This is a genomic window from Halorubrum tebenquichense DSM 14210, assembly GCF_000337415.1.
GTDB lineage: Archaea > Halobacteriota > Halobacteria > Halobacteriales > Haloferacaceae > Halorubrum > Halorubrum tebenquichense.
On the sequence record NZ_AOJD01000064.1, the window covers coordinates 26,482 to 45,710 of the forward strand.

The following is a 19,229-nucleotide window of genomic DNA, read 5'->3' on the forward strand; positions in this document are numbered from 1 at the left end:
TCGGACATTCGATTTCTGCCATACCCTCAACTCAATAACCGTCTGACATAGGCTTTCTGTCAATCCGGCCGATGACCCCCGTTCGAATCCACGCGAGTGCGTGAGGGGCGAGGATCTGGGCGACTGACTTCTTCAACATGACATGAACAACCACAACCAAGACCTGCGGGTGTCGGCGCGATCGTGCCGCCTCACCGCAGCCGCAGACGGCGACGAGGACGGCCCGCCGTGGCGCTTCGGCGGGATCGCCGTCGCCGCCGGCGACATCCTCCACAACCGGCAGGGCGAGCGCGTCCTCTTCACCGCGGAGGAGCTGAAGGCCGCCGCCGAGTCGCAGGCTGGCGAACCGCTCACGAAGGACCACCCTGAGGACGACCACGGGCGGCCGAAGTACCCGCCGGACGTCGACGAGTCGATCGGGAAGGTATCGAAGGCCGGCTGGGTCGACGAACGCGAGGGTGTCGGCTACGAGGCCAGCACGCACGACGAGACGGTCGCCTCTGGCGTTCAGGCAGGGAGTTACGAGGTGTCCGTCCATCCGTTCTTCGACACTGAGCCGTACGATGGCCCGGAGGCCGACCTGAAGGCCGTCGACATCACGTTCGGCGACCTCTCGGTCGTCTCGAAGGGTGACTCGCCGAGCAACACCGCTCAGTGGGGGCCCAATCAGGCGCTCGCGGCCTGGACGGAGACGGCGGACATCAGCTCGGAACTGACCGCCGCCGACGTCGACGAGGATGACGACACCCGGTCGCTCATCCGCCGGCTGGCTGAGCGTGTTGGCATCGCCGACTCGCAGGACCGGCGCGGTGGCGTCTTCTTCCCCGACCAGACGAGCGATGGCGAGTCGGTCGGGATCGCGGACGCGAGCTTCGACGACGCGCCGTGGCTGATCAGCATTCACGCGCCGGGTGAGGAGTACGCCGACGTCGGCGACGGCCTCGGGCCCGAGCTCGGGATGAGCGAGCCATATGATCCCGGCGAGTACCCGTCCGAGCCGCGGATCAGCCTCGACGAGCCGGTCGAGGAGGACCAGACGCTGTTCGCACTCTTGCGGTACCACGCGGACGGCGAGGTTTCCGAGCCCATCCCTCGGAGCGACGGCGGCTACTACCTCGACTCCGCGTTCGTCGCAGCCGCGCCCGAGGGCGTGATGGACGTCGACGGTGGGCAGGCGACGGCAGGCGCAGCGGACGGTGACGAGCCGGCGGAATCCGGCAGCGGCGCGGACACTGACACTCAAATGGGAGACACCGACGGCGGCACGAACGACGGACCGAGCGACCCTGACGGCGGCGACGTCGACGGGGACGACAACAAGACGCTGGGCGAGATGACGCCCGACGAGGCGGCCGACGAGCTCGGCGACGCGCTGCGAGAGCAGGGCTTCGTCACCGAGGACGACGCCGACCAGCTGGTCAACGAGGCCGGCGCTCAGGCCGAGAAAGAGCAGAAGGTCGACCAGATCGTCGCGAAGAGCGATGACTACGACGAGGAGGACCGCGAGGACCTCATGGCGTCGGCAGACACGCTCATCGACAAGGAGTTCAAGCGCGTTCGCGGCGAGGCGGCGGCGAACCTACCGGGCAACGCCGGCGCGGCCGGGACGCTGACCGCGGGTGGAGACAGCCCCGTCGACGAGTACGGGACTGGGGTGAAGGAGGACTAACCGATGATCGACGAACACCAGAGCGTGCTGGCGCAGACGCACAACGAGAACAGCTACCTCGAAGGCGCGGCTGACTCGGGGCTCGACCCCGGGACGGGTGCGGTCGCCTACAAGGACGCCGACGGAAACTGGCAGATCCGACAGGCCACCGCCGACGAGGACACCAAGCGCGTCGTTCGCGAACAGCGGAACACGCCCCGCGGCGGGATGACCGTGACGGACACGGGCGAGAGCGCACTCGACCAGTCCTACAACGCTGGCGACAACGCTGAGACGGTCGGATTCCACCGCTACGACCGCGCCCGACTCCGTGTCTCGCCGAACGCGACCGCGGATCCGACCGATGCCGAGGTCGGCTGGGACGCGAACGGCCTGATCACTGACGACATCGACGGTGCCGGCACGGACCCGACGAGTCCGGTCGGCCGTGGCATCGAGCTGATCGAGCGGACTGACGCAGACGACCTTCTGGTCGTGGAGTTCTACTGAACATGAGTACGCACAACGTTTCGGGCCCCTCTGTTTCAGGGCCCAAGGAGTTCGAGTCGAACATCCCGCTGACCGCCCAGGCTGCCCTCTTCAACCCGCGACCCGACGTCCGGGAGCAGGCGCTCGCGCAGCTGCGCGCGAAGTCTGCGTTCGACCCGGAGATGTGGGGACAGCTCGACGAGGCGACCGGCGTCGCGTCGACCGACGACACCAGCACGCTTCAGGAGCTGACCGCGGACTCGACGCTCGTCGTCGACTCGTGGGAGCAGATCACCGACATGGTGCTCGACAGCCAGTTCGTCGAGTCCACGATCGTCGACCAGCTCATCGCGGCCGGGTTCGGCGTCTCCTCGTCGCTGTCGCGGTACGCCTACTTCAACCCGATGAGCAACACCCGGCTCGAAGCCGAGACGGGGATGAACATACGGACCCAGTCCGAACAGCAGATGCCCGGCTTCGGGCTCGACGGCGTCCCGCTCCCGCTCCATCAGGTCGAGTACCAGATCGACGCTCGGGAGTACCAGAACGCGCAGGCGTTCGGCGAGGACTTCGATGACTCCGTCGGGACCGAAGCACGCCGCGCGCTCAACCGCTCGGAAGCGAACATGCTCTGGGACGGCTGGGGCGGCGACATCGAGACGCAGCGCGGGCTCGTCTCCGTGACCGGGCTCGACAGCGACGCCGAGCCCATCCTTCAGGCGTCCGGCTCTGGCGGGTGGATCGCCGACCCGAACAACATTCTGGAGGACTTCAAGGAGCTCCACGACACGGTGGAGGACCAGACCGACGTCGTCGACGAGGACGACGTCCCGCTGGTCTCGGAGATCGGTGGCTGGGTGCTCGTCCCGCGTGCGATGTGGGGCGAGTACGACCGCGAGGACTACGAGACGTCCGCGACCGACGAACCGGTCGCCGAGCGGATCGACCGGAAGTACGACTACCTGAACGTCGTCCCCGCGCCGCGGCTGGACAGCGACTCGCTGATCCTGCTGCTGAACGACCCGCGGTACTTCCAGATCGTCAACGCGCAGGGCGTCACGAACACCACTTGGGAGTCCGACGGCGGGGCCGCGCTCAACGCGCGGCTCCTCTCCAGCCGGACGCCGTTCGTCCGCCAGCAGCCGGACGGCATCTCGGGAATTGCCAGAATGACGGGGATCGACGCCTGAACGCCATGAGCGACGACACCATCCGTGTTCGCGTCGACCGAGGCGACTACCGCCACGAGCGCGAGCACTACACGCGCGGCGACGAACTCGACGTCGCGCCCAAGGTGCTGGAGCAGCACCCGAACTCGCTCACTCGCGTTGAGGATCCCGACGAGTCGAGCGACGACCAGAGCAACGCTGACGACGCCGGCGACGAGGTCGTGGTCGACCCGGACCCGTCGGAACTGACCGTCGACGAGCTTGGAGACCGGATCGCCGATGTCGACGACGTCGAGCTTCTCGGCGCGATCAAGGACGCCGAGGAAGCGGGCAAGAACCGGGAGACGGCCACGGACGCCCTCGAAGACCGTATCGCGGAGCTGGAGGGGTAGGCCATGACCGACTACCGGAGCAGCGTCGACGACGTCCGGGCCGAGCTGGAGCGGACGGACTTCCCGACCGCCCAACTGTCGGACGGCCAGATCGAGACGGTCGGCCTCGACCCGGCTGCCCTGGTCGTCACCGAGGACCTCGCTGATACGGGCCAGTCCGACGACCGGCTGGCGCTTATCGAGCGCTATCTCGCTGGTCACAACATCCTCTCATCGGGGATCGACGACCTCCGGCAGACCACACGAGAGAGCACGGACCGCGAGTCGAAAACCTACGCTGGTGACTTCGGTGAGGCACTCCGGTCGACGACGCTCGGCCAGAAGGCGATCTCGATGGATGAGTCCGGAACGCTCGCGAACGCTGCGAAGCCGACGGCGTCGATCGCCGTGCCGGACACGTCCGGAGGGCACTGACCATGGCGGACCGACCAGCCATCTACCGCGTGACCCGGACGTGTCGCTACGGTGGCGGCGAGCTTCGCGATGCGGGCGAGCTCTGGATCGACCCGCCGGCCGGCGCTGTCGACGGCCTCGGTCGCCACCTGAAGCGCCTCGACGAGGACGGCCGCCTCCCTCGTGACGAGCTCGGGACGATGCAGTACCAGGCGCTCCAGCAGCTGGCCGCTGCCGGCGACGTCGACGAGGTCAACGGGAACAGCGAGGCCCAGGCGATCGTCGACGCGTACGCCATCGACACAGACGACAGCGAGGCCGAGGACTGACCCATGCGCGGCACGCTCACGCACCTCGTCACGGTCGAGCACTACGAGGAGACCGGCGAGACCATCGACGACGGAGCTGGTGGCACGATCCCGGTCAAAGAATGGGTCGCCGTCGTCGACGGCGTCCCCGGTCGGTTTGAGCCGGCTGGACAGGGGTACGTCCGCGAGGACCAGGGCGGCCGCGTCTACTCGACGCCGCGAGTGTTCCTTCCGGCACGCTCCGCCGGCGAGATGGTCGACACCTCGGCCGACGACGAGCCCGCCGATCACGAGTACGAGGTCGCCGTCGACGAGGGCGACGACTGGCGACTCACGATCGCCGGGATCGCCGGAACGTTCGCCGTGACCGACGTCGACGTCCACTACGAGGGACCGGAGCGACCGAGTCACGTCGTCATCGAGGTTGAGAAGATTGACCCGGAGGACAGCTGATGGACGCCGACTTCGAGTGGAAGCGCGGCTCCGACCCGCCCGTGATGCAGGAGACGCTGGGCGAGTTCCTCGACGCGCTCGCTAACGAGCTCGAAGATGCGATCGACCGCCTGATGGAGGACGTCCTCCAGACGGTTCAGCGCCTCGTCAACGTCGACACTGGCCAGCTCCGCGAGTCCTACGAGACTGAGGTCCGTGAGGCGATGGAGTCCGCGTTCGGACTTGTCATCGAGGGGATCGTCGAGTCGGATGTCGAGTACGCCCCCTTCCAAGAATTCCTTGAAACCGGGAAGCCACACGTCGCGCCCGCTATCGAGGAGCATCGCGACGCCCTCGAAAAGCAGGGAACGGAGGCGTGGAACAACGCGGTCAAGGAGGTCACATGACACGAAACGTCGGGAGCGGACAACTCCGGAACGCGATCCTCGCGGATCTCCGGAGCTACCAACCGCTGCTCGACGCGCTCGACACCGCGAACCTCGACGGTGTCGACGGTCCGGATGACCCGTCGGCGCAGGTCTACAGCCAGCAGACGATCCAAGACACCGACTTTCCGGTGGGTGTCGCCATCGGGTTGATGCGCGCCGGTGACGGCTCGTCGACGTCCTCGTCGACGAGTGCGACGTTCCTCGTTCAGGCGACCGTCGTTGCCCGGCTCGGGTGGCGACAGGCTGTCGATCGGACACCCGAGCTCGGCCTGTCGGAGTCCTACATGGACAACCTGTTGAGCCGTGTCGGTGCCCGCGCGAATATCGCGTTCGGCGTCCCGTACTTGGAACCGAACGGCAGCGTCGGCGGCTCCGAGATGATCGAAGCCGACGACGGTGGCCAGTGGTCGCTTCCGGCGCGGTGGAGAGTCACCCGCCGCGTTGTCGGCGACGACGGCCCGCGAGCATAGCCCGCTAACTATACGCGATTTACAACCAATCATGGCCGCACCAGACAACTACGACGCAACTGAAACGCTCTCCGGGGCCTGGACCGACATCTCTGTCGTTCAGGATCCCGGAACCGCAGAAGAAACCGAGACGTTCCTCACGCGAACGGCTGGCGAGATCTCCATCTCGCCGAACACCAACCAGTGGGAGTCCGAGCCGAACGCCTCCCGCCACCGAGAGTCCGGCACTGAACACGTCGACTACACGATCGAGGTGCCGCTCGATCACGACGCCGAGAGCGACCTCGAAGAGGCCGGTGTCGTCGACGCCGACACGAAAGAGCGGATCTTCAACGAAGTCCACGACGCTGTCCGCATCTACGTGTTCAAGGAGCGCGAAGACGCTGACGGCGAAGAGGTCATCCAGCGTGAAGCTGCCCGCACCCGGATCGAAGAGACCGAGGAATCGTTCGCGAGCGGTGATCCCGCGAACGCCACCATCACGATGCGCGTGATGGGCAAGATCAAACACGAGTTCACGACGCAGTGACCATGTCCGGAGCAAAACCCCGCGGCTCGACGGACCACTTCGATCGCTTCGACAACGCCGAGGAGGCGAAAGAGTTCGTCGACAAGCGCGAGGAGACGAAACGCGAGCAGCGCAAAGAGGCGGTCGAGGTGTACGGTGCCGCCGCCGAGCTGTTCGAGCAGCGCGTCCTCGACACGGTCGCGATCGAGCGCCACGGGACGGAGATCGAGTTCTACCGACCCGTCGACGCCACGGATGCGGACCTCTCGGCGATCGCAGAGAATCGACCTGAGCTCGCCGACCGCCTCAAGCGCGGGAGCGAACACATCACGGCGTTCGAGGAGGCGCAGCGACAGGCGCTTCAGGTCATCGGCAGCGCCGGCGACGAGGGCGTCTCCGCCGAGGACCTCGAACAGCTCCACGGCGACGCCATGGAGGGAACCGAGACGATCCGGAAGGCGCTCTCGTGTTTCGCCGTCGACGACTCGTTCCGCGACCCCGACATCTGGAAGACGATCTTCCAGAGCGAGGACACCGTCCGTGAGCTGTTCGAGGATTTTTTCAGCGAAGGGGATCGGGAAAAGCTGGAAGCGAGGCGCGACGTGTTGCAGAACATGGTTGGGGCCGGCGACTCGACGAGCTGAAAGTCCTCTGGGACATCGGCCCGCGGGAGTTCTACGCGATGCCCAGCTGGGAGCAGGAGTTCTGGCTCGCCCGCCTCCAGGACCGTCGTGAGAACCCCGGCCAGACGATCGACGAGCGGAGACACACCTCAGCTGGGCTGTAGGCCCCACCCGAAAAATGGTCGCAGAGCGGTTACTTGTCGCGCGAGTCGCCGACGTGCCGAGTGTTCAGGATGTCGATGACTCGGAAGATGAGCGCGGCCTCTTGGGTCGCACAGTCGGAGGCGACCGCGAGCCGGCCACGGGCAAGGATCTCATCATGATCGCGCTTTCCGTGGAGTTCGACGTTACGGGCGTCGACGCCATAGACGCCGACGATACCCCACGCATCGATGCTTTGGTGCCGATCGACATGAACCACGACCTCATAACCTTCCCGCAGCGTCTCACCGGTCGCCGAGCAGGTGAGCGTACACGAGCCGCCGTAGGTGAGCGACTCGCCGTTGAGGATCTGCTCGGGCGTCGCCTTGAACGTCGTCATGCGCCACCTCGCTGCTCGCGGAACGCCTCGCAGTCGTGGGCGTCGATCCGCTCTGGGAGGCCAACCGCACCACACACCATGCACTCGCGGAGTTGTGGGCCGACGCTACTCATCGGCCGTTGTGAAAGCGGTTGTTCGCGTACGGGGCGGCCTCGGCGATCGCGTCGCCGAGCGGGTTCGGCTCGGTCGCCGTCGTGTCGCCGTCGATACTACTGCCGTCGTTGCCCGAGTCTTCAAGTCGGGCGGGTGTCTGAGTCGACATGGGAATCTCGTTACCCCGAGAACCCCAAGGTCGGTGTACTAGCACCGGCCGATCCTACATCGGCGAGCCGCGGCGTTCTCAACTATACATTATAGACGCAACCACTTATAGGTTGCTACTATAGTGCGAACGTATATAGTATAAACGCAACACTTTAGCAAGTGGAGTACACAAGATATTGTATGGCCGCAACCTCAACTGAGAGCATGGCCGACCGCCGTGCACTCTTGACCGAACGGGAACGCGAGATCGTCGCCGGCGACGCCGATGTCTCCGACAGCTACCGATACCAGACCATCAGTCGTGTCCGAAAGCGCTTCGATCAGCTTGACGACGATCTCGACGCGCTCGAAGCTCACGGCGATCTGATCGACGAACTCCGCGAGGTGGTGTGCGATGGCGGCGACTGAAGGCGATAGCACCCACGGGTGCCCATCCTGCGACCGCAGTTTCGGCAGCGAGAAGGGGCTGAATATCCACCACGCCAAAGCACATGGAGAGAGCCTTGTCGCAAGCGAGGAGGTGTGCCACTCTTGTGGTGAGACGTTCGTGGATCGGCGGAATCGCGGGCGCGATAGTGACCGACGGTTCTGTTCTCAAGAGTGTCGCGCCGAGTGGCTCGAATCTAGAACTGGCGAGGATCACCCCAATTGGGCTGGGCGTGTTCACACCACTTGTGCGCACTGTGGTGCGAGTCTCGGCCGTCCTCCATGGCAGGCAGAACGGTCTGCGCGAGCCTTTTGCGATCCTAGCTGTTTCGGAGCGTGGCGATCCAAAAACCGCTCTGGCCCGGACTCGCCCCGCTACAACACTGTCGCCGTTGACTGCGAATGGTGTGGGGCGAGTGTGTTCAAACCACTATCCCGACTCGACGGCCGGCGGCACTTCTGCGATATTCACTGCCACGGAGAGTGGTTATCGGAGAACAAGACAGGTGAGAACAGCGCGAACTGGCAAGGGGGTCATGACCGATACTACGGACCCAACTGGGACGAGCAACGCCGGAAGGTGAGAGAACGTGACGGTTATGAGTGCCAGTCTTGTCGGATGTCGAACGGCGAACATCACGATGAATGGGGTGAGGATCTCCATGTCCACCATATCACGCGATTCGGGGCGTTCGATTCTTATCAAAAAGCGAACCGGCTTGAGAATCTCGTCACTCTCTGCCGATCCTGCCATCTCGGGAAGTGGGAGGGGATCCCACTCCGCCCTGACACCCGATCGACGGCCGACTGACGACGACGCCGATGACCCGCTGTGGCGAGGAAAATGGGCAGGGTGTCTGATGCTCACACCGACGACGTAGCCGGCCGCGGGTAAAGGGGTCTGGGTGGCCGAGGGGGAGGGCGATGACGTAATCATAATAGCCTAAGTGAAAATGAAGCTCCCAATAATAACGGTTCTTAGGGCCTCTATCCGGTGTTTACTATAACCGCCGGATTTATTTATCACGCCACCTGTACTACAGGTGTAGGAGTCCACCCCACCCATCGGACCCTACACCCACAACGCCACCAAGCGGGAGTCACCATAGACCACCTAAGTCGTGTATCCGGTTGCGCGGTATTGGCTACAATACTGCGCTGAAAAGCGGATACATGGGGCTGGGAACAAGCTAACCATGGGCTCTCGCTTTCTGCGGACAACAAGAAATTGCCACAGAGGGCGGTAGACTCGTAGTGCCTATTAGCCACTACGTCCCTACGCGTTAACGTAGGCATATGCTCCCAGAGCTAGGGTGGCGTATGCCAGTGCCCAGAGTGGAAGCCCATAGACCAGAGCACCGAAAGAGGCTATTACACCCGCAGTCGGAGCTGGTACTTCAAGCAAGCTAACCATGGCTTGAGTGCGGTTTTTATTCACCGCTGACAAACGCTACCGGATACTGACCCATAAGCATCTCGGGGGTGCGGTGGAAGTGAAACCCACCAGCAAATTGGGAACCGCACGGCGTGGGCGTGTCTACTCGCCGCGCTGATCGTACCAAACACCGATTCCAACGAGAGGCGCGGCCAATAGGAACAACCCTCCGAGAGCCATCACGAGCGCCCCGGCCGGCCAGAAGACGAGGCTCGCGAGGAAGCCGAAGAACAAGAATGCAAAGCCAGCAATCAGCCCGACTATTGTAGTCATCACGGCCCCCATCTCTTCCGGATCGAAGTCGCTCATACAGGATAGTCGATCAGCAGTGAAATAAACTTAGTGACAACACAATGGCAATAGCAGACACACTCAGAGGCATAATCACGGCTGACGCGAGCGGTGTTGAAGAGGCCGTCAGTACCGCTGATCAGGAGCTAGACACTCTCGCTGGCCGGGCTCAGTCAACCGGGAAATCGATGCAAAGAGCAGGAGCAGCGATGACTGCCGGTATCACCGCGCCATTAGCCGCGCTCGGTGGGATGGCACTTCGGCAAGCCGGTTCGTTCGAAAAATCGATGGATCGATCGATGTCAGTAATGGATTCCGTCTCCCAGTCCATGGAAGAAGACCTCCGCGACACCGCCCGCGAAGTCGCCCGCGAGACGCAGGTGAGCGCGACACAGGCCGCAGACGCGCTGTATTATCTCTCTTCATCAGGGATGGATGCTGCCGAGTCGATGGAAGCGATGCCGACAGTTGCGGAGTTCTCAGAGGCGGCTGGTGACGCCCTTTCCATGGCTGATGCGGCAGACATCGCCACCAACGCAGCGAGCGCCTTCGGGTACGAGGCGAGCGAACTCTCCGAGGTCACAGACACGCTGGCAGGCGTCACAAAGAACCACAATCAGACTGTTTCTGACATGTCGTCGGCGATGAGTCAGGTCGCACCAGTAGCATCCAGCCTCGGACTGTCGATCGAAGAGACGGCGACGGCGATCGGGATGTTGGGCGATCAGGGGATCAGCGCGGAAAAGAGTGGCACGGCGCTCCGAAACGTACTGTCGCAACTGTCAGATTCGTCAAGTACAGCCTCTCAAGATCTCGAATCGATGGGAGTCGCCGTCCGCGACGGCGAGGGGGACCTACTCTCGTTCTCGCAGATTCTTACGAATATGGAAGAAGCAGGTGTGGAAGCTAGCGAGGCGACGAAGTTATTCGGACAAGAGGCTGGGCCGGCGATGGCTGCGCTCCTCTCAGAAGGAGGGGCCGCCCTCGACAAAAATACAGGCAAGATCAAAGAGATGGAGGGCGCCTCCGGCGACCTCGCAGAGGAACAACGCGGCGGGCTCAACGCCCAACTCGGGATCCTCCGAGATAACGTCGCCGACCTCGGGATCGAATTTGGATCGGTGTTACTCCCGGCTGTTACAACTGCGACCGGAGTGGTTAGCAAAGCCACGGATCGGTTCCGTGGACTCGACGACTCACAAAAGCGAATTGTTGTGAGTTTACTTGGGATCGCAGCCGCGATCGGCCCGGTAATCGCTGGGCTTGGAACGATCGGTGTGGTCGCGCCTGCTGTATCGGGCGGAATTGCGACTTTAAGCGGGGCCGCAACAGGTGCCGCAGGGGCGTTCGGTACGATGTGGACAGCACTGCTCGGTCCTGTTGGTGTGGTCATTGCAGCTATCGCCGGCCTCATCGCTATCGGGGCAGGCCTCCGATACGCGTGGAACAATAATATACACGGAATCCGCGACACCACAGAGGCAGCGTTCCAGCGCGTCAAAAACTGGTTCACGTCGGCGCCGGCGTGGATGCTCGCTCTTCTCGGACCGGTCGGCCAGCTCTATCTCGCCTACCGTGAGAATCTGTTCGGAGTGAGAGACATCGTCGACAACGTCTTCGACTTCATTGGATCGAAGATCGGGTGGCTTATCGACCGGATCCAGTCGCTCCCAGGGATCAACTTCGGCGACGATGACGTCGACGTGGACGAGACTGCGGTTGAAGAGGAAGGTGCAGCAGCCGGTGAAACGTATTCTGACTCCTTCGAGGCGAGTGCCCAACCAGACTCCGCGGCCATGATGCTTGCGGGTGTCGGCGCCGACACGAGTGAGGCGATCAAAGGCGAGATGACGCCCGAGATCCGGCAGGCGCTCGAAGACGGCGTCGACGGATACGTCTCCGACCCGGACGAGATCGAGGACGCACCGACCGAGATCAACGAGGATCTCTACAACGCTGTCGTAGAGGACCACGGAGGGTCCGCCGAGAACCTCGGTGTCTCAGAATCGGAGTTCCAGCTGCTCATGCGCCGGTACGAAAGCGGCTCGGGAGCGAGCAGCTCGACGCCGTCGGTGGACCTGCTCTCCAGCGGTGACGGTCCTACTGGAGTAGCTGGATCCGGGGGCATGACGCCTGACGAGCTGAAGACCGCACTCCGGGATGTCCTCGACGGACTTCGGCTGGAGACGCGACTCGAAACTGACCAGCGCGGCCTCGAACAGTTCATCGAAGACATCGCCGACGCCCAGATCGCCGACGCCGGCGGCGGGCGGCCGTGACCATGGATATCTACGGACAACACCTTCCAGACCAGACTGTTGAGATCAGCCCGCGGACGGGCGGGCACGAAACAACGAGCGCAGCTGTACTGAATGGCCCGACGCTCGTCGAATCAACCGGCGTCGGGACGCTCTCGTTCGACATCGACGTTCGGCTCGATGGCGATCGCCGGGCGACACGCCGAGCGGCAGCCCTCGAAGAGCTCGGAAACAATCCCGTGTTCGGTGTGCTGCCCGTGAGCGGGAGTACACACGTCGGTATCGACGGCTACTACGTGGCCGGATCGACGCGTCGGAATCCGGCACTCGCCGAGCCGCGCCTCGATGACCCGGCCGCGAGCGATGTGACCGAGGGGGTACGGTTCGGGCTGGAGCGTGCCGGCTCGCGAAAGACGCACGTCGTGGGTGTCGAGACCTCCGTCTCCCAACCCGAGCCGGGTCACGAGTTCGGCAACGACACCGACGCGATCGTCGGCCTCCCTGCCGCGGCCCGACGGGTCCGGCTCGTCGACTCAACGTCCGAACCAACTGTTCGCGAGCGCCCGACGCCCATCGCGACGGTCGAGGCCGAACACGGCGCTATCGATCTGTTCGACGCGTCGAGCGAGACCGTCGACGATCCGGTCTACCTCTACGATCTGGAGTACGACCTCCAGGGCGACGTCGACGTCGGCGTCTGGGACACCTACGGGCACGACTCGATCCTCGACGCGGACGACGTCGTCAGCTGGGCGCGCGTGTTCGACACGGCTCACGAGTTCGGCGAGGGCGAGCTCGTCATCGAGAACGGGCTGCTCCGCCTGACGATCGACGAGCCGACCAACGCCGACGAGACGGCCGCCCTCAAAGCCGAGACGTACGACCCGAGCGCGGCCGGCGGCGACGGCGCGTGGACCACGATCGCGCTCCCGGAGTACGACGCCGACCTGGACACGGACTGGCAGCCGGCCGACGTCGACCTCACGCACATCGGGCCGGCGCAGGTCGCCGCGCAGGTGCAGTTCGAGGCCGTCGCCGGCGTCGACGAGGGCGAGGTGTACGTCGTCGACATCGAGCTGGAGCGTGGGGGGGAGGTGGTGGAGGTGTGGCGGACCGATGTATCGGACGCGATCCCGGTGGACCTTGTCAGTCTGTTAGAGCCGATCGCCTCAACGAGTGTTGCGGATAGTGGCGTTGAGCAGGGTCTTGTGGCGCGTGAGGAGGTGCGTGAATAATGGTCGAAGGTACATACGGCGATGGCGACACCATCGACGTATCGGATTACGTCGAGGTAAACGTCCTACTGACTGCCCAAGCGGGTGAAGACGGCGGGAACGGTAGCACTGGAAATACTGACCTTGAAGAGACGGGATATGGCGGTGACGGCGGGGATGGGGCGGTCTTAGACGCGACTCTTGATGTCGACGGCCTAACCCAGATTGAGGTTAACGCCTATCAATTCTCCCACGGTGACGGCGGGGACGGAGGAACAGATAACGACATTGGTGTATATGGCGGCGACGGCGGCGACGGGGGAAATGTCATTTACATTGAAGACGGCAACGGGACTGGCCTTTTGGGCGCAGGCGGAGGTGGCGGTGGAGGTGGAGGCGGCGCAGCAGCCAATGAAGACATCACTTGGAGGGCGTCCGCTGGCGGTGGAGGCGGCGGAGGAGCAGCATCCGGGAGTAGAGGGATTAACGGCGAGACATCCGGCACGGGCGACGAAGGCGAAAACGGCGATAGTGGTAGTTTTAGCGGCGTCGCCCCGGGCGGAGACGGTGGGGATGGAGGCGACGCAGACGCAGACGGCGTTGCTAAGACAGTTTCCGCCGGGGACGGAACGGATGGAACCGATGGCGGAGTTGCGACGCCGAGCAGTCGCGCGACAGAAAACGCCAGTTACGGTACGTCGTCGAGGTCGGAACCGACGGCAGAAATAACGGACGCAACGCCCGAAGCCGCTCCAGCCCCGAGCGATCTATCGGCGTCCGGCCAAAACGGATACGTATCGTTGGACTGGTCGGTGGCCGGCGCGGAGAACGAATACTACGTGTACCGCGACGACACCCCCGGCGTCTCGAAGTCGTCAACGAGGGTCGGGACGCCCTCGTCGACGGGCTTCAACGACTACGGCACGCTCGACGGGAAGACGTATTACTACGCCGTCGCGTCGGTCACACAGGGAACTGAGAGCGACGGGGTGTCGAACGAAGCGTCCGCCACCACGGACCTCCCAGCGCCGTCGTTTGATACTGTAGACACGGTCACGCCCCGAGAAATAGCGGTCACCGCGTCCCCGGACGACGACAACCCCGGGGGGTCGGTCGAACTAGACTTCGAAGGATCGCAGGTCGATTCATCGAACAGCGACGGATCGGTCTCACACACGGCGACAGGGCTGTTGGACGGCGAAGAATACACGTTCACCGTGACACGGTCGACCCCCGACGCGGGGTCAAAGTCCACGCAGACAACACCCGTCACGGCGCTCCCTACCCCGGACGGCGTGACCGTGGACGCAATCGGTGACACCGGCGTCGATCTCCTATGGAACGATAACTCGAACAACGAGACCGAGTACCAGATCGAGGCGCGAAAAGATAACTCGGGTTCGTTCTCTCAAGCGGGGAGCGCCCCGTCCGACGCAGAGACGGGTGCCGCGACCGGTCTGCTGAACGGCCAGCCGTACGGCGTCCGCGTGGTGGCGGTGACCGACCACGCAGAGTCGGCGAGCGGCATCATCTCCGTTACGACGACGGTTCCAACGCTCGCTCCGGGCCTCGACAACGGTGTCCTCGACGAGGTTCGCGTCAACTTCCCCGGCAGCCTGAACAACGGCGACCGTCGAGCGCAAATACGTCGCAGCGGCGAGTCCTCGTGGGACAATGGTGCCGCCGGCTTCGACGAGACGGTGGTTCCCCACGACGGCGGCGGCGATGCGATCTTTAGCGGGCTGCTGGACGGCGAGGAGTACGAGGTCCGGCTTCGTGGCGAGACGGCGGACGCCACCGGGGCGTGGACGCGCTCGTTGATCGTCACTAGGTTCCCCGGGGCAGCGGATCTGAACGTCGATTCGGTCACTGATACGTCGGTGGGTCTCACGTGGAACGAAAACGCCGACAACGAGGACGGCCAGCTCGTCGTCCGAGAGCAGTACAACACCGCTCGGGGCGATTGGGACAGCGAGCGGGTGATCGGTAATCTCGGGCCGAACGTCGAAACTTACACCGACGACACGGCTCAGCCGGACACTCAGTACCGTTACCGCATCCGGGCCTACACAGAGTACGCAGAGGCAGACTCCGACACCAGAACAGTTAGGACGCCTGCTATTGGCTTCTCCCGAACACGCGTCCCGGCGTCGGGCTGGCACGTCGAGATCGACACGCCTGATGGCGACACACTCCGCCCGACCGTCCTCGAAGGCTCGACACCGAAGCGGTCGCTCAACGACGTCCCACGCGTCGAGGTGGCCGTGCCCGAGGCCGACCGCTGGCTCGACGATGACCTCCAACGCGCGCCGATGCGCGTCTGGAAAGACGGTGACCGCCTCCCGATCGAACGCTTCGAGAAACCCGTTCGCAAGCCCGACCGGATCGTCCTCCACGGGCGCGGCGGGATCAAGCTCGATCGCGACATGGTGCGCGACGTTGGCCCAGTGATCGATGTCGATACTCTCGTCCGGGAGATCCTCGACGACGAGGTGCCCGAGTACGCGAAGACCGTCGACGACCCGAACAACAACCTCCGGGACGACGCCCGCTTCCTCACCGGGAACAATATAATCGGGTTCCTTGACGCGTTCACTGACATCGACGAGCAGTTCGGCAACAACCTCCCGGTGGTTGTCGACACTGACGGGCACACGCGTCTCGCGCAAGTAGCGTGGATGGAGTCTGCGAAGAACGCGACTGATAAGAACGCGTTTCTCGGCGAAGCACCAGAGGACAGCGTCGGGAAATACATGGATAACGAGACGTACAGTCTCCAGTCGGTCGGCGACTACATTGAGTGGTCGTTCGACCCGGACTACTCGGTGACTATTGCGGACCTCGATATTCGCGTCCGGAGCCGATCGGTCCCCACAGAGGGATCGAACCCCGGTCTCTCGTTCAAACTCAACGGTGACGAGGTGAACACGTACCCCGTGGACATACCCGGCACGGGGCCGGATGCTGAGGCCGGGTGGAGAAGTTTCAGTAGCTTTGACGCCTCGAACCCCGACGAGGACGTCGGGCAGGGCGGCTCGACTGACTTCAGAGTTGAGGTGGCAGAAGAATCAGCGGACTCGGACGCCCGGTGGCTCATCGACGGATTTGTCGTCAGCGACGAGCGGTACGACGCCGACCTCAACTACCAGCTCGGCAACGGCGAGGACGCGATCAACGACGACGGGATCATCGAGGGGCCGCAGATCTACCCCGAGAGCCTCGCGCTCGAAACAGTCGAGCGCTCTGCCATCGAGCAGGTGGTCGCCGGGCGGCTCGATGTCGAGATGAACGCGACCGGCGGGGCGCAGGCACTCGCGGTCTCGAATGACGGCGGCACGACGTGGGTGAGCGCGTCCAACACCGACTCGGTGAGCGGCGCGTTCGCGGACGGCGACTCAACCCGCATCCGTGGCCGGGTGACGCTCTCGCGTCGCGATGGCGACCAGTCTACACACCCGCGGACGGGCGGCGCGTCTCAAGAGCTGTCGAGTCTCGATCTGTACGCCACGCTCGACGACACGCCGTTCGAGCAGAACGCCTCGCACACGGGGACCGTCCTCGAAGTGCTTCAGACGCTCGCCGACACGCACTACTCGATCTTCGAGCTGCGGTGGGACCCCGACGCGAACGGCGGCGACGGCGGGATCTCGATCGAGTGGACGCAACCCGGCCAGCGGGAGGCGTCGACGTCGGCGGCCGTCCTCGACTACCAGACCGAAGTCGACAGCGAGACCATCGTCGAGGCGGCCTACGTGTACGGCCGCTCGCGACGCGTGCGCGACCAAGAGGTGACGCTTGACGTCGGTGCGTACGTCGGCGTCGGCGACGGGTACCTCCAGCCTGGGACGGAGCGCGTCGCGAGTACGTCGGACGATACTGTCTACGTGGCGGGCGAGGACTACGAGATCCGGTCGGTTGACGGGACGATCACGGCAACCGAGGGCGGCGCGATCGACGACGGCGAGACGGTGGTGATGGACTACGAGACGCGACTCGTCGGTTACTACGAGCTGCCGAGTGCGGACGGGTCGGGCGACACGATCCGGGAGACGATCGGGTCGGCGACGACCCAGAACCTCGCCAACCAGGCGGCCCAGACGCTAGTGAAAGAGCTGTCCGAGCCGCAGCGCTCGGCGACGATCACCCTCGACCGGACGGCTGACATCGGACTGGTCGGGGCGCTTGACGTCGACGCGCCGGTCGATGCGGAGATCGTCCGCGGGATCGAAGCCGACGAGCGCAAGCAGGAGGTGCGGACCGGGTCGCGGCTCTCAGGTGGCGAGGCGATCGACGACATCCGGCGGCGGGTGAAGGCGGTCGCAAAGCGGCTGTAGCTATCCGCGGACTTGGAGACCGATGACCGCCCGCCGGGCGCGCCGGGCGTGAGGACCGACGTCGCGCCCGCCTCTTCATGCTCGAACACCTGATCGACACGGCCAGTCGCATCGCTCTCAGTTACCCGTGGCTCATCGCCCCGGCGCTCGCACTCCTCGCGCTGCTCGTTTCCCACTGCCTGTGGGGTGGGTGGCCTGACCTGTGGCGAAGCCGGCGCGTGGTCCTCCCGGTCGTCGACCGTCTCGCCGACGGCGACTACGACGACCAGGTGGACGTCGTCGACGAGCACGTCGGTGTCGACGTCGACGCCCTCGTCGCAGAGCTCCCTGAAAAGACCGGGCTGCCGCTCAGCACGCAGACGTTCGTCGGCACGATCGACGCGCCGCCCGCGCAGGTGCGCGCGGAGTTCCGTTCGATGGAGCGCTGGTGGCCCTGCTGGCTCGCCAGCATCCAGTACGAGATACGAGACGGCGAGCGCGTCTACGAGGTCGGCTCGTACGCGTTCCGGTCGGGAGGGTTGCTCGACCCGCGGCAGGTCCACATCCGGCTCACGCCGCGCGAGGGTGGCGAGAAGACGGCGTTTTGGAGTCACGAGGAGTTCTCTCCGTGGCGACGGCCGGTGGCGCACTACCGCGGCGAGACGTGGTCGGCGGCGCGTGGGGTGCGACATATGGCCTCTGCGTTCGCGAGCGACGACCGGTTCGAGCCGAGCAACCGGGCCGTCGACCTCGTTGATCGCGACGAGCTCACGTCGGCCTGACGGGCCACCGCCGGGCACTATTCTGTCCGAACACTCATATTCCCGGCTGGCCCTCTCTCAGACATGCCCTCGTACAGCGACGAGGAGATTCTTGACGAGATCCGTCGCGTCGCGAACCTCCCGGCCGCCAGCGGACGGCCGAGCAAGCGGGTGTTCGACGAGCACGCCGACCTGTCCTCCTCGACCGTCGAACGCCGCTTTGACTCGTGGAACGCCGCGATCGAACAGGCGGGCCTTGACCCCAACACCGAGACTGACAAGATCCCGCGTGCCGATCTCGTTGCCGAACTCCGCCGGCTCCGTGACGAACTCGACCAGATCCCCACCGCTGACCAGATGGACGAACACGGCGCGTACGCGTACATCACGTACTACGAGCGGTTCGGCTCGTGGGCGGACGCGCTTGAGGAGGTCTTCGGAGAAGTCCCTGATCGGGAGTGGAAACACATCTCGGATGACGAGCTCATCGCTGACCTCCAGCAGCTCGCCGACGACGGAGAGCGTCCGACGGCAAGAGACATGCAAGAACGCGGCACTCACGCGGTCGAGACGTACATCGACCGGTTCGGATCGTGGGGAGACGCGCTTGCGGCAGCGGGCTTTGACCCATCACAGCGCGTGACGACCGAGGCGCTACTCGCCGAGTTGCGCCGGCTTCACGACGAGTATGGCGGCAGGCCAACGATGACGGTCGTCCGAGAGCACGGTACGTACTCGTCTCAGACATATTACAACCGGTTTGCGTCGTGGGACGACGCGCTCGACGCGGCGTTCGACGAGGACGGGGCAGGAGAGACCAACGACTAACCCAGTGAAAACGTGGC

21 protein-coding genes are annotated in these 19,229 nt (G+C 64.4%); 18 read left to right on the plus strand and 3 right to left on the minus strand.

Going from position 1 to position 19,229, the window contains the following annotated elements:
• Positions 1-142: 142 nt before the first annotated feature.
• Genes C472_RS12270 through C472_RS12320 form a run of 11 tightly spaced genes read left to right on the plus strand, consistent with a single transcriptional unit; the run spans position 143 to position 6,902 of the window.
• Entirely contained in the window at positions 143-1,669 is a 1,527-nt protein-coding gene (locus tag C472_RS12270; protein ID WP_006630158.1) for a hypothetical protein, read from the plus strand.
• Positions 1,670-1,672: 3 nt separating this feature from the next.
• Positions 1,673-2,158: a hypothetical protein gene (locus tag C472_RS12275; protein WP_006630159.1), complete on the plus strand. Its 486-nt coding sequence runs from the start codon at positions 1,673-1,675 to the stop codon at positions 2,156-2,158.
• Between the two features lie 2 nt (positions 2,159-2,160).
• Positions 2,161-3,327, plus strand: a complete 1,167-nt coding sequence (locus C472_RS12280; RefSeq protein WP_006630160.1) for a hypothetical protein — start codon at positions 2,161-2,163, stop codon at positions 3,325-3,327.
• A gap of 5 nt (positions 3,328-3,332) precedes the next feature.
• Positions 3,333-3,698, plus strand: coding sequence for a hypothetical protein (locus tag C472_RS12285; protein ID WP_006630161.1), 366 nt, complete (start codon positions 3,333-3,335; stop codon positions 3,696-3,698).
• A gap of 3 nt (positions 3,699-3,701) precedes the next feature.
• Positions 3,702-4,112 carry a hypothetical protein gene (locus tag C472_RS12290; protein ID WP_006630162.1) on the plus strand — a complete coding sequence of 137 codons (411 nt, stop codon included), beginning with the start codon at positions 3,702-3,704 and terminating at the stop codon, positions 4,110-4,112.
• Positions 4,113-4,114: 2 nt separating this feature from the next.
• On the plus strand, positions 4,115-4,420 hold the full coding sequence (locus C472_RS12295) for a hypothetical protein (protein ID WP_006630163.1): 306 nt from the start codon (positions 4,115-4,117) through the stop codon (positions 4,418-4,420).
• Between the two features lie 3 nt (positions 4,421-4,423).
• A complete protein-coding gene (locus tag C472_RS12300) occupies positions 4,424-4,852 on the plus strand; it encodes a hypothetical protein (RefSeq protein ID WP_006630164.1) in 429 nt (142 codons plus the stop codon).
• The gene (locus C472_RS12305; RefSeq protein ID WP_006630165.1) at positions 4,852-5,238 is read left to right on the plus strand and encodes an HK97 gp10 family phage protein; all 387 of its coding nucleotides are present in this window, start codon (positions 4,852-4,854) and stop codon (positions 5,236-5,238) included. The genes C472_RS12300 and C472_RS12305 overlap by 1 nt, the downstream gene beginning before the upstream one ends.
• Positions 5,235-5,750 (plus strand): hypothetical protein, encoded by a 516-nt coding sequence (locus tag C472_RS12310; protein WP_006630166.1) that lies wholly within the window; start codon positions 5,235-5,237, stop codon positions 5,748-5,750. Before C472_RS12305 ends, C472_RS12310 begins: the two co-directional genes overlap by 4 nt.
• Before the next feature lie 31 nt (positions 5,751-5,781).
• The gene (locus C472_RS12315) at positions 5,782-6,279 is read left to right on the plus strand and encodes a hypothetical protein (protein ID WP_006630167.1); all 498 of its coding nucleotides are present in this window, start codon (positions 5,782-5,784) and stop codon (positions 6,277-6,279) included.
• 2 nt (positions 6,280-6,281) lie between these two features.
• A complete protein-coding gene (locus tag C472_RS12320; RefSeq protein WP_006630168.1) occupies positions 6,282-6,902 on the plus strand; it encodes a hypothetical protein in 621 nt (206 codons plus the stop codon).
• 172 nt (positions 6,903-7,074) lie between these two features.
• Here C472_RS12320 and C472_RS12325 read toward each other — a convergent pair whose 3' ends face one another.
• Together C472_RS12325 and C472_RS17300 are read right to left on the minus strand one after the other, a co-directional pair.
• Positions 7,075-7,422, minus strand: a complete 348-nt coding sequence (locus C472_RS12325; protein ID WP_006630169.1) for a hypothetical protein — start codon at positions 7,420-7,422, stop codon at positions 7,075-7,077.
• A 109-nt stretch (positions 7,423-7,531) separates the two neighbouring features.
• Entirely contained in the window at positions 7,532-7,684 is a 153-nt protein-coding gene (locus C472_RS17300; protein WP_161612634.1) for a hypothetical protein, read from the minus strand.
• 182 nt (positions 7,685-7,866) lie between these two features.
• Between C472_RS17300 and C472_RS12330 the strand changes: the two genes are divergently transcribed.
• Both C472_RS12330 and C472_RS18140 read left to right on the plus strand, forming a co-directional pair.
• On the plus strand, positions 7,867-8,094 hold the full coding sequence (locus tag C472_RS12330) for a hypothetical protein (RefSeq protein WP_241432977.1): 228 nt from the start codon (positions 7,867-7,869) through the stop codon (positions 8,092-8,094).
• 637 nt (positions 8,095-8,731) lie between these two features.
• Entirely contained in the window at positions 8,732-8,923 is a 192-nt protein-coding gene (locus C472_RS18140) for an HNH endonuclease (RefSeq protein ID WP_206536580.1), read from the plus strand.
• A 726-nt stretch (positions 8,924-9,649) separates the two neighbouring features.
• Here C472_RS18140 and C472_RS12340 read toward each other — a convergent pair.
• Positions 9,650-9,856 (minus strand): hypothetical protein, encoded by a 207-nt coding sequence (locus C472_RS12340; protein ID WP_006630172.1) that lies wholly within the window; start codon positions 9,854-9,856, stop codon positions 9,650-9,652.
• 44 nt (positions 9,857-9,900) lie between these two features.
• Between C472_RS12340 and C472_RS12345 the strand changes: the two genes are divergently transcribed.
• From C472_RS12345 to C472_RS12365, 5 genes are all read left to right on the plus strand, one after another.
• The gene (locus C472_RS12345) at positions 9,901-12,117 is read left to right on the plus strand and encodes a phage tail tape measure protein (RefSeq protein WP_049906605.1); all 2,217 of its coding nucleotides are present in this window, start codon (positions 9,901-9,903) and stop codon (positions 12,115-12,117) included.
• Between the two features lie 236 nt (positions 12,118-12,353).
• Positions 12,354-13,331: a hypothetical protein gene (locus C472_RS12350; protein ID WP_241432979.1), complete on the plus strand. Its 978-nt coding sequence runs from the start codon at positions 12,354-12,356 to the stop codon at positions 13,329-13,331.
• Positions 13,331-17,644, plus strand: a complete 4,314-nt coding sequence (locus tag C472_RS12355; RefSeq protein WP_082238258.1) for a fibronectin type III domain-containing protein — start codon at positions 13,331-13,333, stop codon at positions 17,642-17,644. Before C472_RS12350 ends, C472_RS12355 begins: the two co-directional genes overlap by 1 nt.
• Positions 17,645-17,721: 77 nt before the next feature.
• Positions 17,722-18,405 carry a hypothetical protein gene (locus tag C472_RS12360; protein ID WP_006630176.1) on the plus strand — a complete coding sequence of 228 codons (684 nt, stop codon included), beginning with the start codon at positions 17,722-17,724 and terminating at the stop codon, positions 18,403-18,405.
• A gap of 63 nt (positions 18,406-18,468) precedes the next feature.
• On the plus strand, positions 18,469-19,212 hold the full coding sequence (locus C472_RS12365) for a homing endonuclease associated repeat-containing protein (RefSeq protein WP_006630177.1): 744 nt from the start codon (positions 18,469-18,471) through the stop codon (positions 19,210-19,212).
• Positions 19,213-19,229: the final 17 nt, after the last annotated feature.

Coding starts and splice junctions, on each gene's coding strand:
- C472_RS12270 (WP_006630158.1), top strand. CDS start 143: ATGAACAACCACAACCAAGACCTGCGGGTGTCGGCGCGATCGTGCCGC.
- C472_RS12275 (WP_006630159.1), top strand. CDS start 1,673: ATGATCGACGAACACCAGAGCGTGCTGGCGCAGACGCACAACGAGAAC.
- C472_RS12280 (WP_006630160.1), top strand. CDS start 2,161: ATGAGTACGCACAACGTTTCGGGCCCCTCTGTTTCAGGGCCCAAGGAG.
- C472_RS12285 (WP_006630161.1), top strand. CDS start 3,333: ATGAGCGACGACACCATCCGTGTTCGCGTCGACCGAGGCGACTACCGC.
- C472_RS12290 (WP_006630162.1), top strand. CDS start 3,702: ATGACCGACTACCGGAGCAGCGTCGACGACGTCCGGGCCGAGCTGGAG.
- C472_RS12295 (WP_006630163.1), top strand. CDS start 4,115: ATGGCGGACCGACCAGCCATCTACCGCGTGACCCGGACGTGTCGCTAC.
- C472_RS12300 (WP_006630164.1), top strand. CDS start 4,424: ATGCGCGGCACGCTCACGCACCTCGTCACGGTCGAGCACTACGAGGAG.
- C472_RS12305 (WP_006630165.1), top strand. CDS start 4,852: ATGGACGCCGACTTCGAGTGGAAGCGCGGCTCCGACCCGCCCGTGATG.
- C472_RS12310 (WP_006630166.1), top strand. CDS start 5,235: ATGACACGAAACGTCGGGAGCGGACAACTCCGGAACGCGATCCTCGCG.
- C472_RS12315 (WP_006630167.1), top strand. CDS start 5,782: ATGGCCGCACCAGACAACTACGACGCAACTGAAACGCTCTCCGGGGCC.
- C472_RS12320 (WP_006630168.1), top strand. CDS start 6,282: ATGTCCGGAGCAAAACCCCGCGGCTCGACGGACCACTTCGATCGCTTC.
- C472_RS12325 (WP_006630169.1), bottom strand. CDS start 7,422: ATGACGACGTTCAAGGCGACGCCCGAGCAGATCCTCAACGGCGAGTCG.
- C472_RS17300 (WP_161612634.1), bottom strand. CDS start 7,684: ATGTCGACTCAGACACCCGCCCGACTTGAAGACTCGGGCAACGACGGC.
- C472_RS12330 (WP_241432977.1), top strand. CDS start 7,867: ATGGCCGCAACCTCAACTGAGAGCATGGCCGACCGCCGTGCACTCTTG.
- C472_RS18140 (WP_206536580.1), top strand. CDS start 8,732: ATGTCGAACGGCGAACATCACGATGAATGGGGTGAGGATCTCCATGTC.
- C472_RS12340 (WP_006630172.1), bottom strand. CDS start 9,856: ATGAGCGACTTCGATCCGGAAGAGATGGGGGCCGTGATGACTACAATA.
- C472_RS12345 (WP_049906605.1), top strand. CDS start 9,901: ATGGCAATAGCAGACACACTCAGAGGCATAATCACGGCTGACGCGAGC.
- C472_RS12355 (WP_082238258.1), top strand. CDS start 13,331: ATGGTCGAAGGTACATACGGCGATGGCGACACCATCGACGTATCGGAT.
- C472_RS12360 (WP_006630176.1), top strand. CDS start 17,722: ATGCTCGAACACCTGATCGACACGGCCAGTCGCATCGCTCTCAGTTAC.
- C472_RS12365 (WP_006630177.1), top strand. CDS start 18,469: ATGCCCTCGTACAGCGACGAGGAGATTCTTGACGAGATCCGTCGCGTC.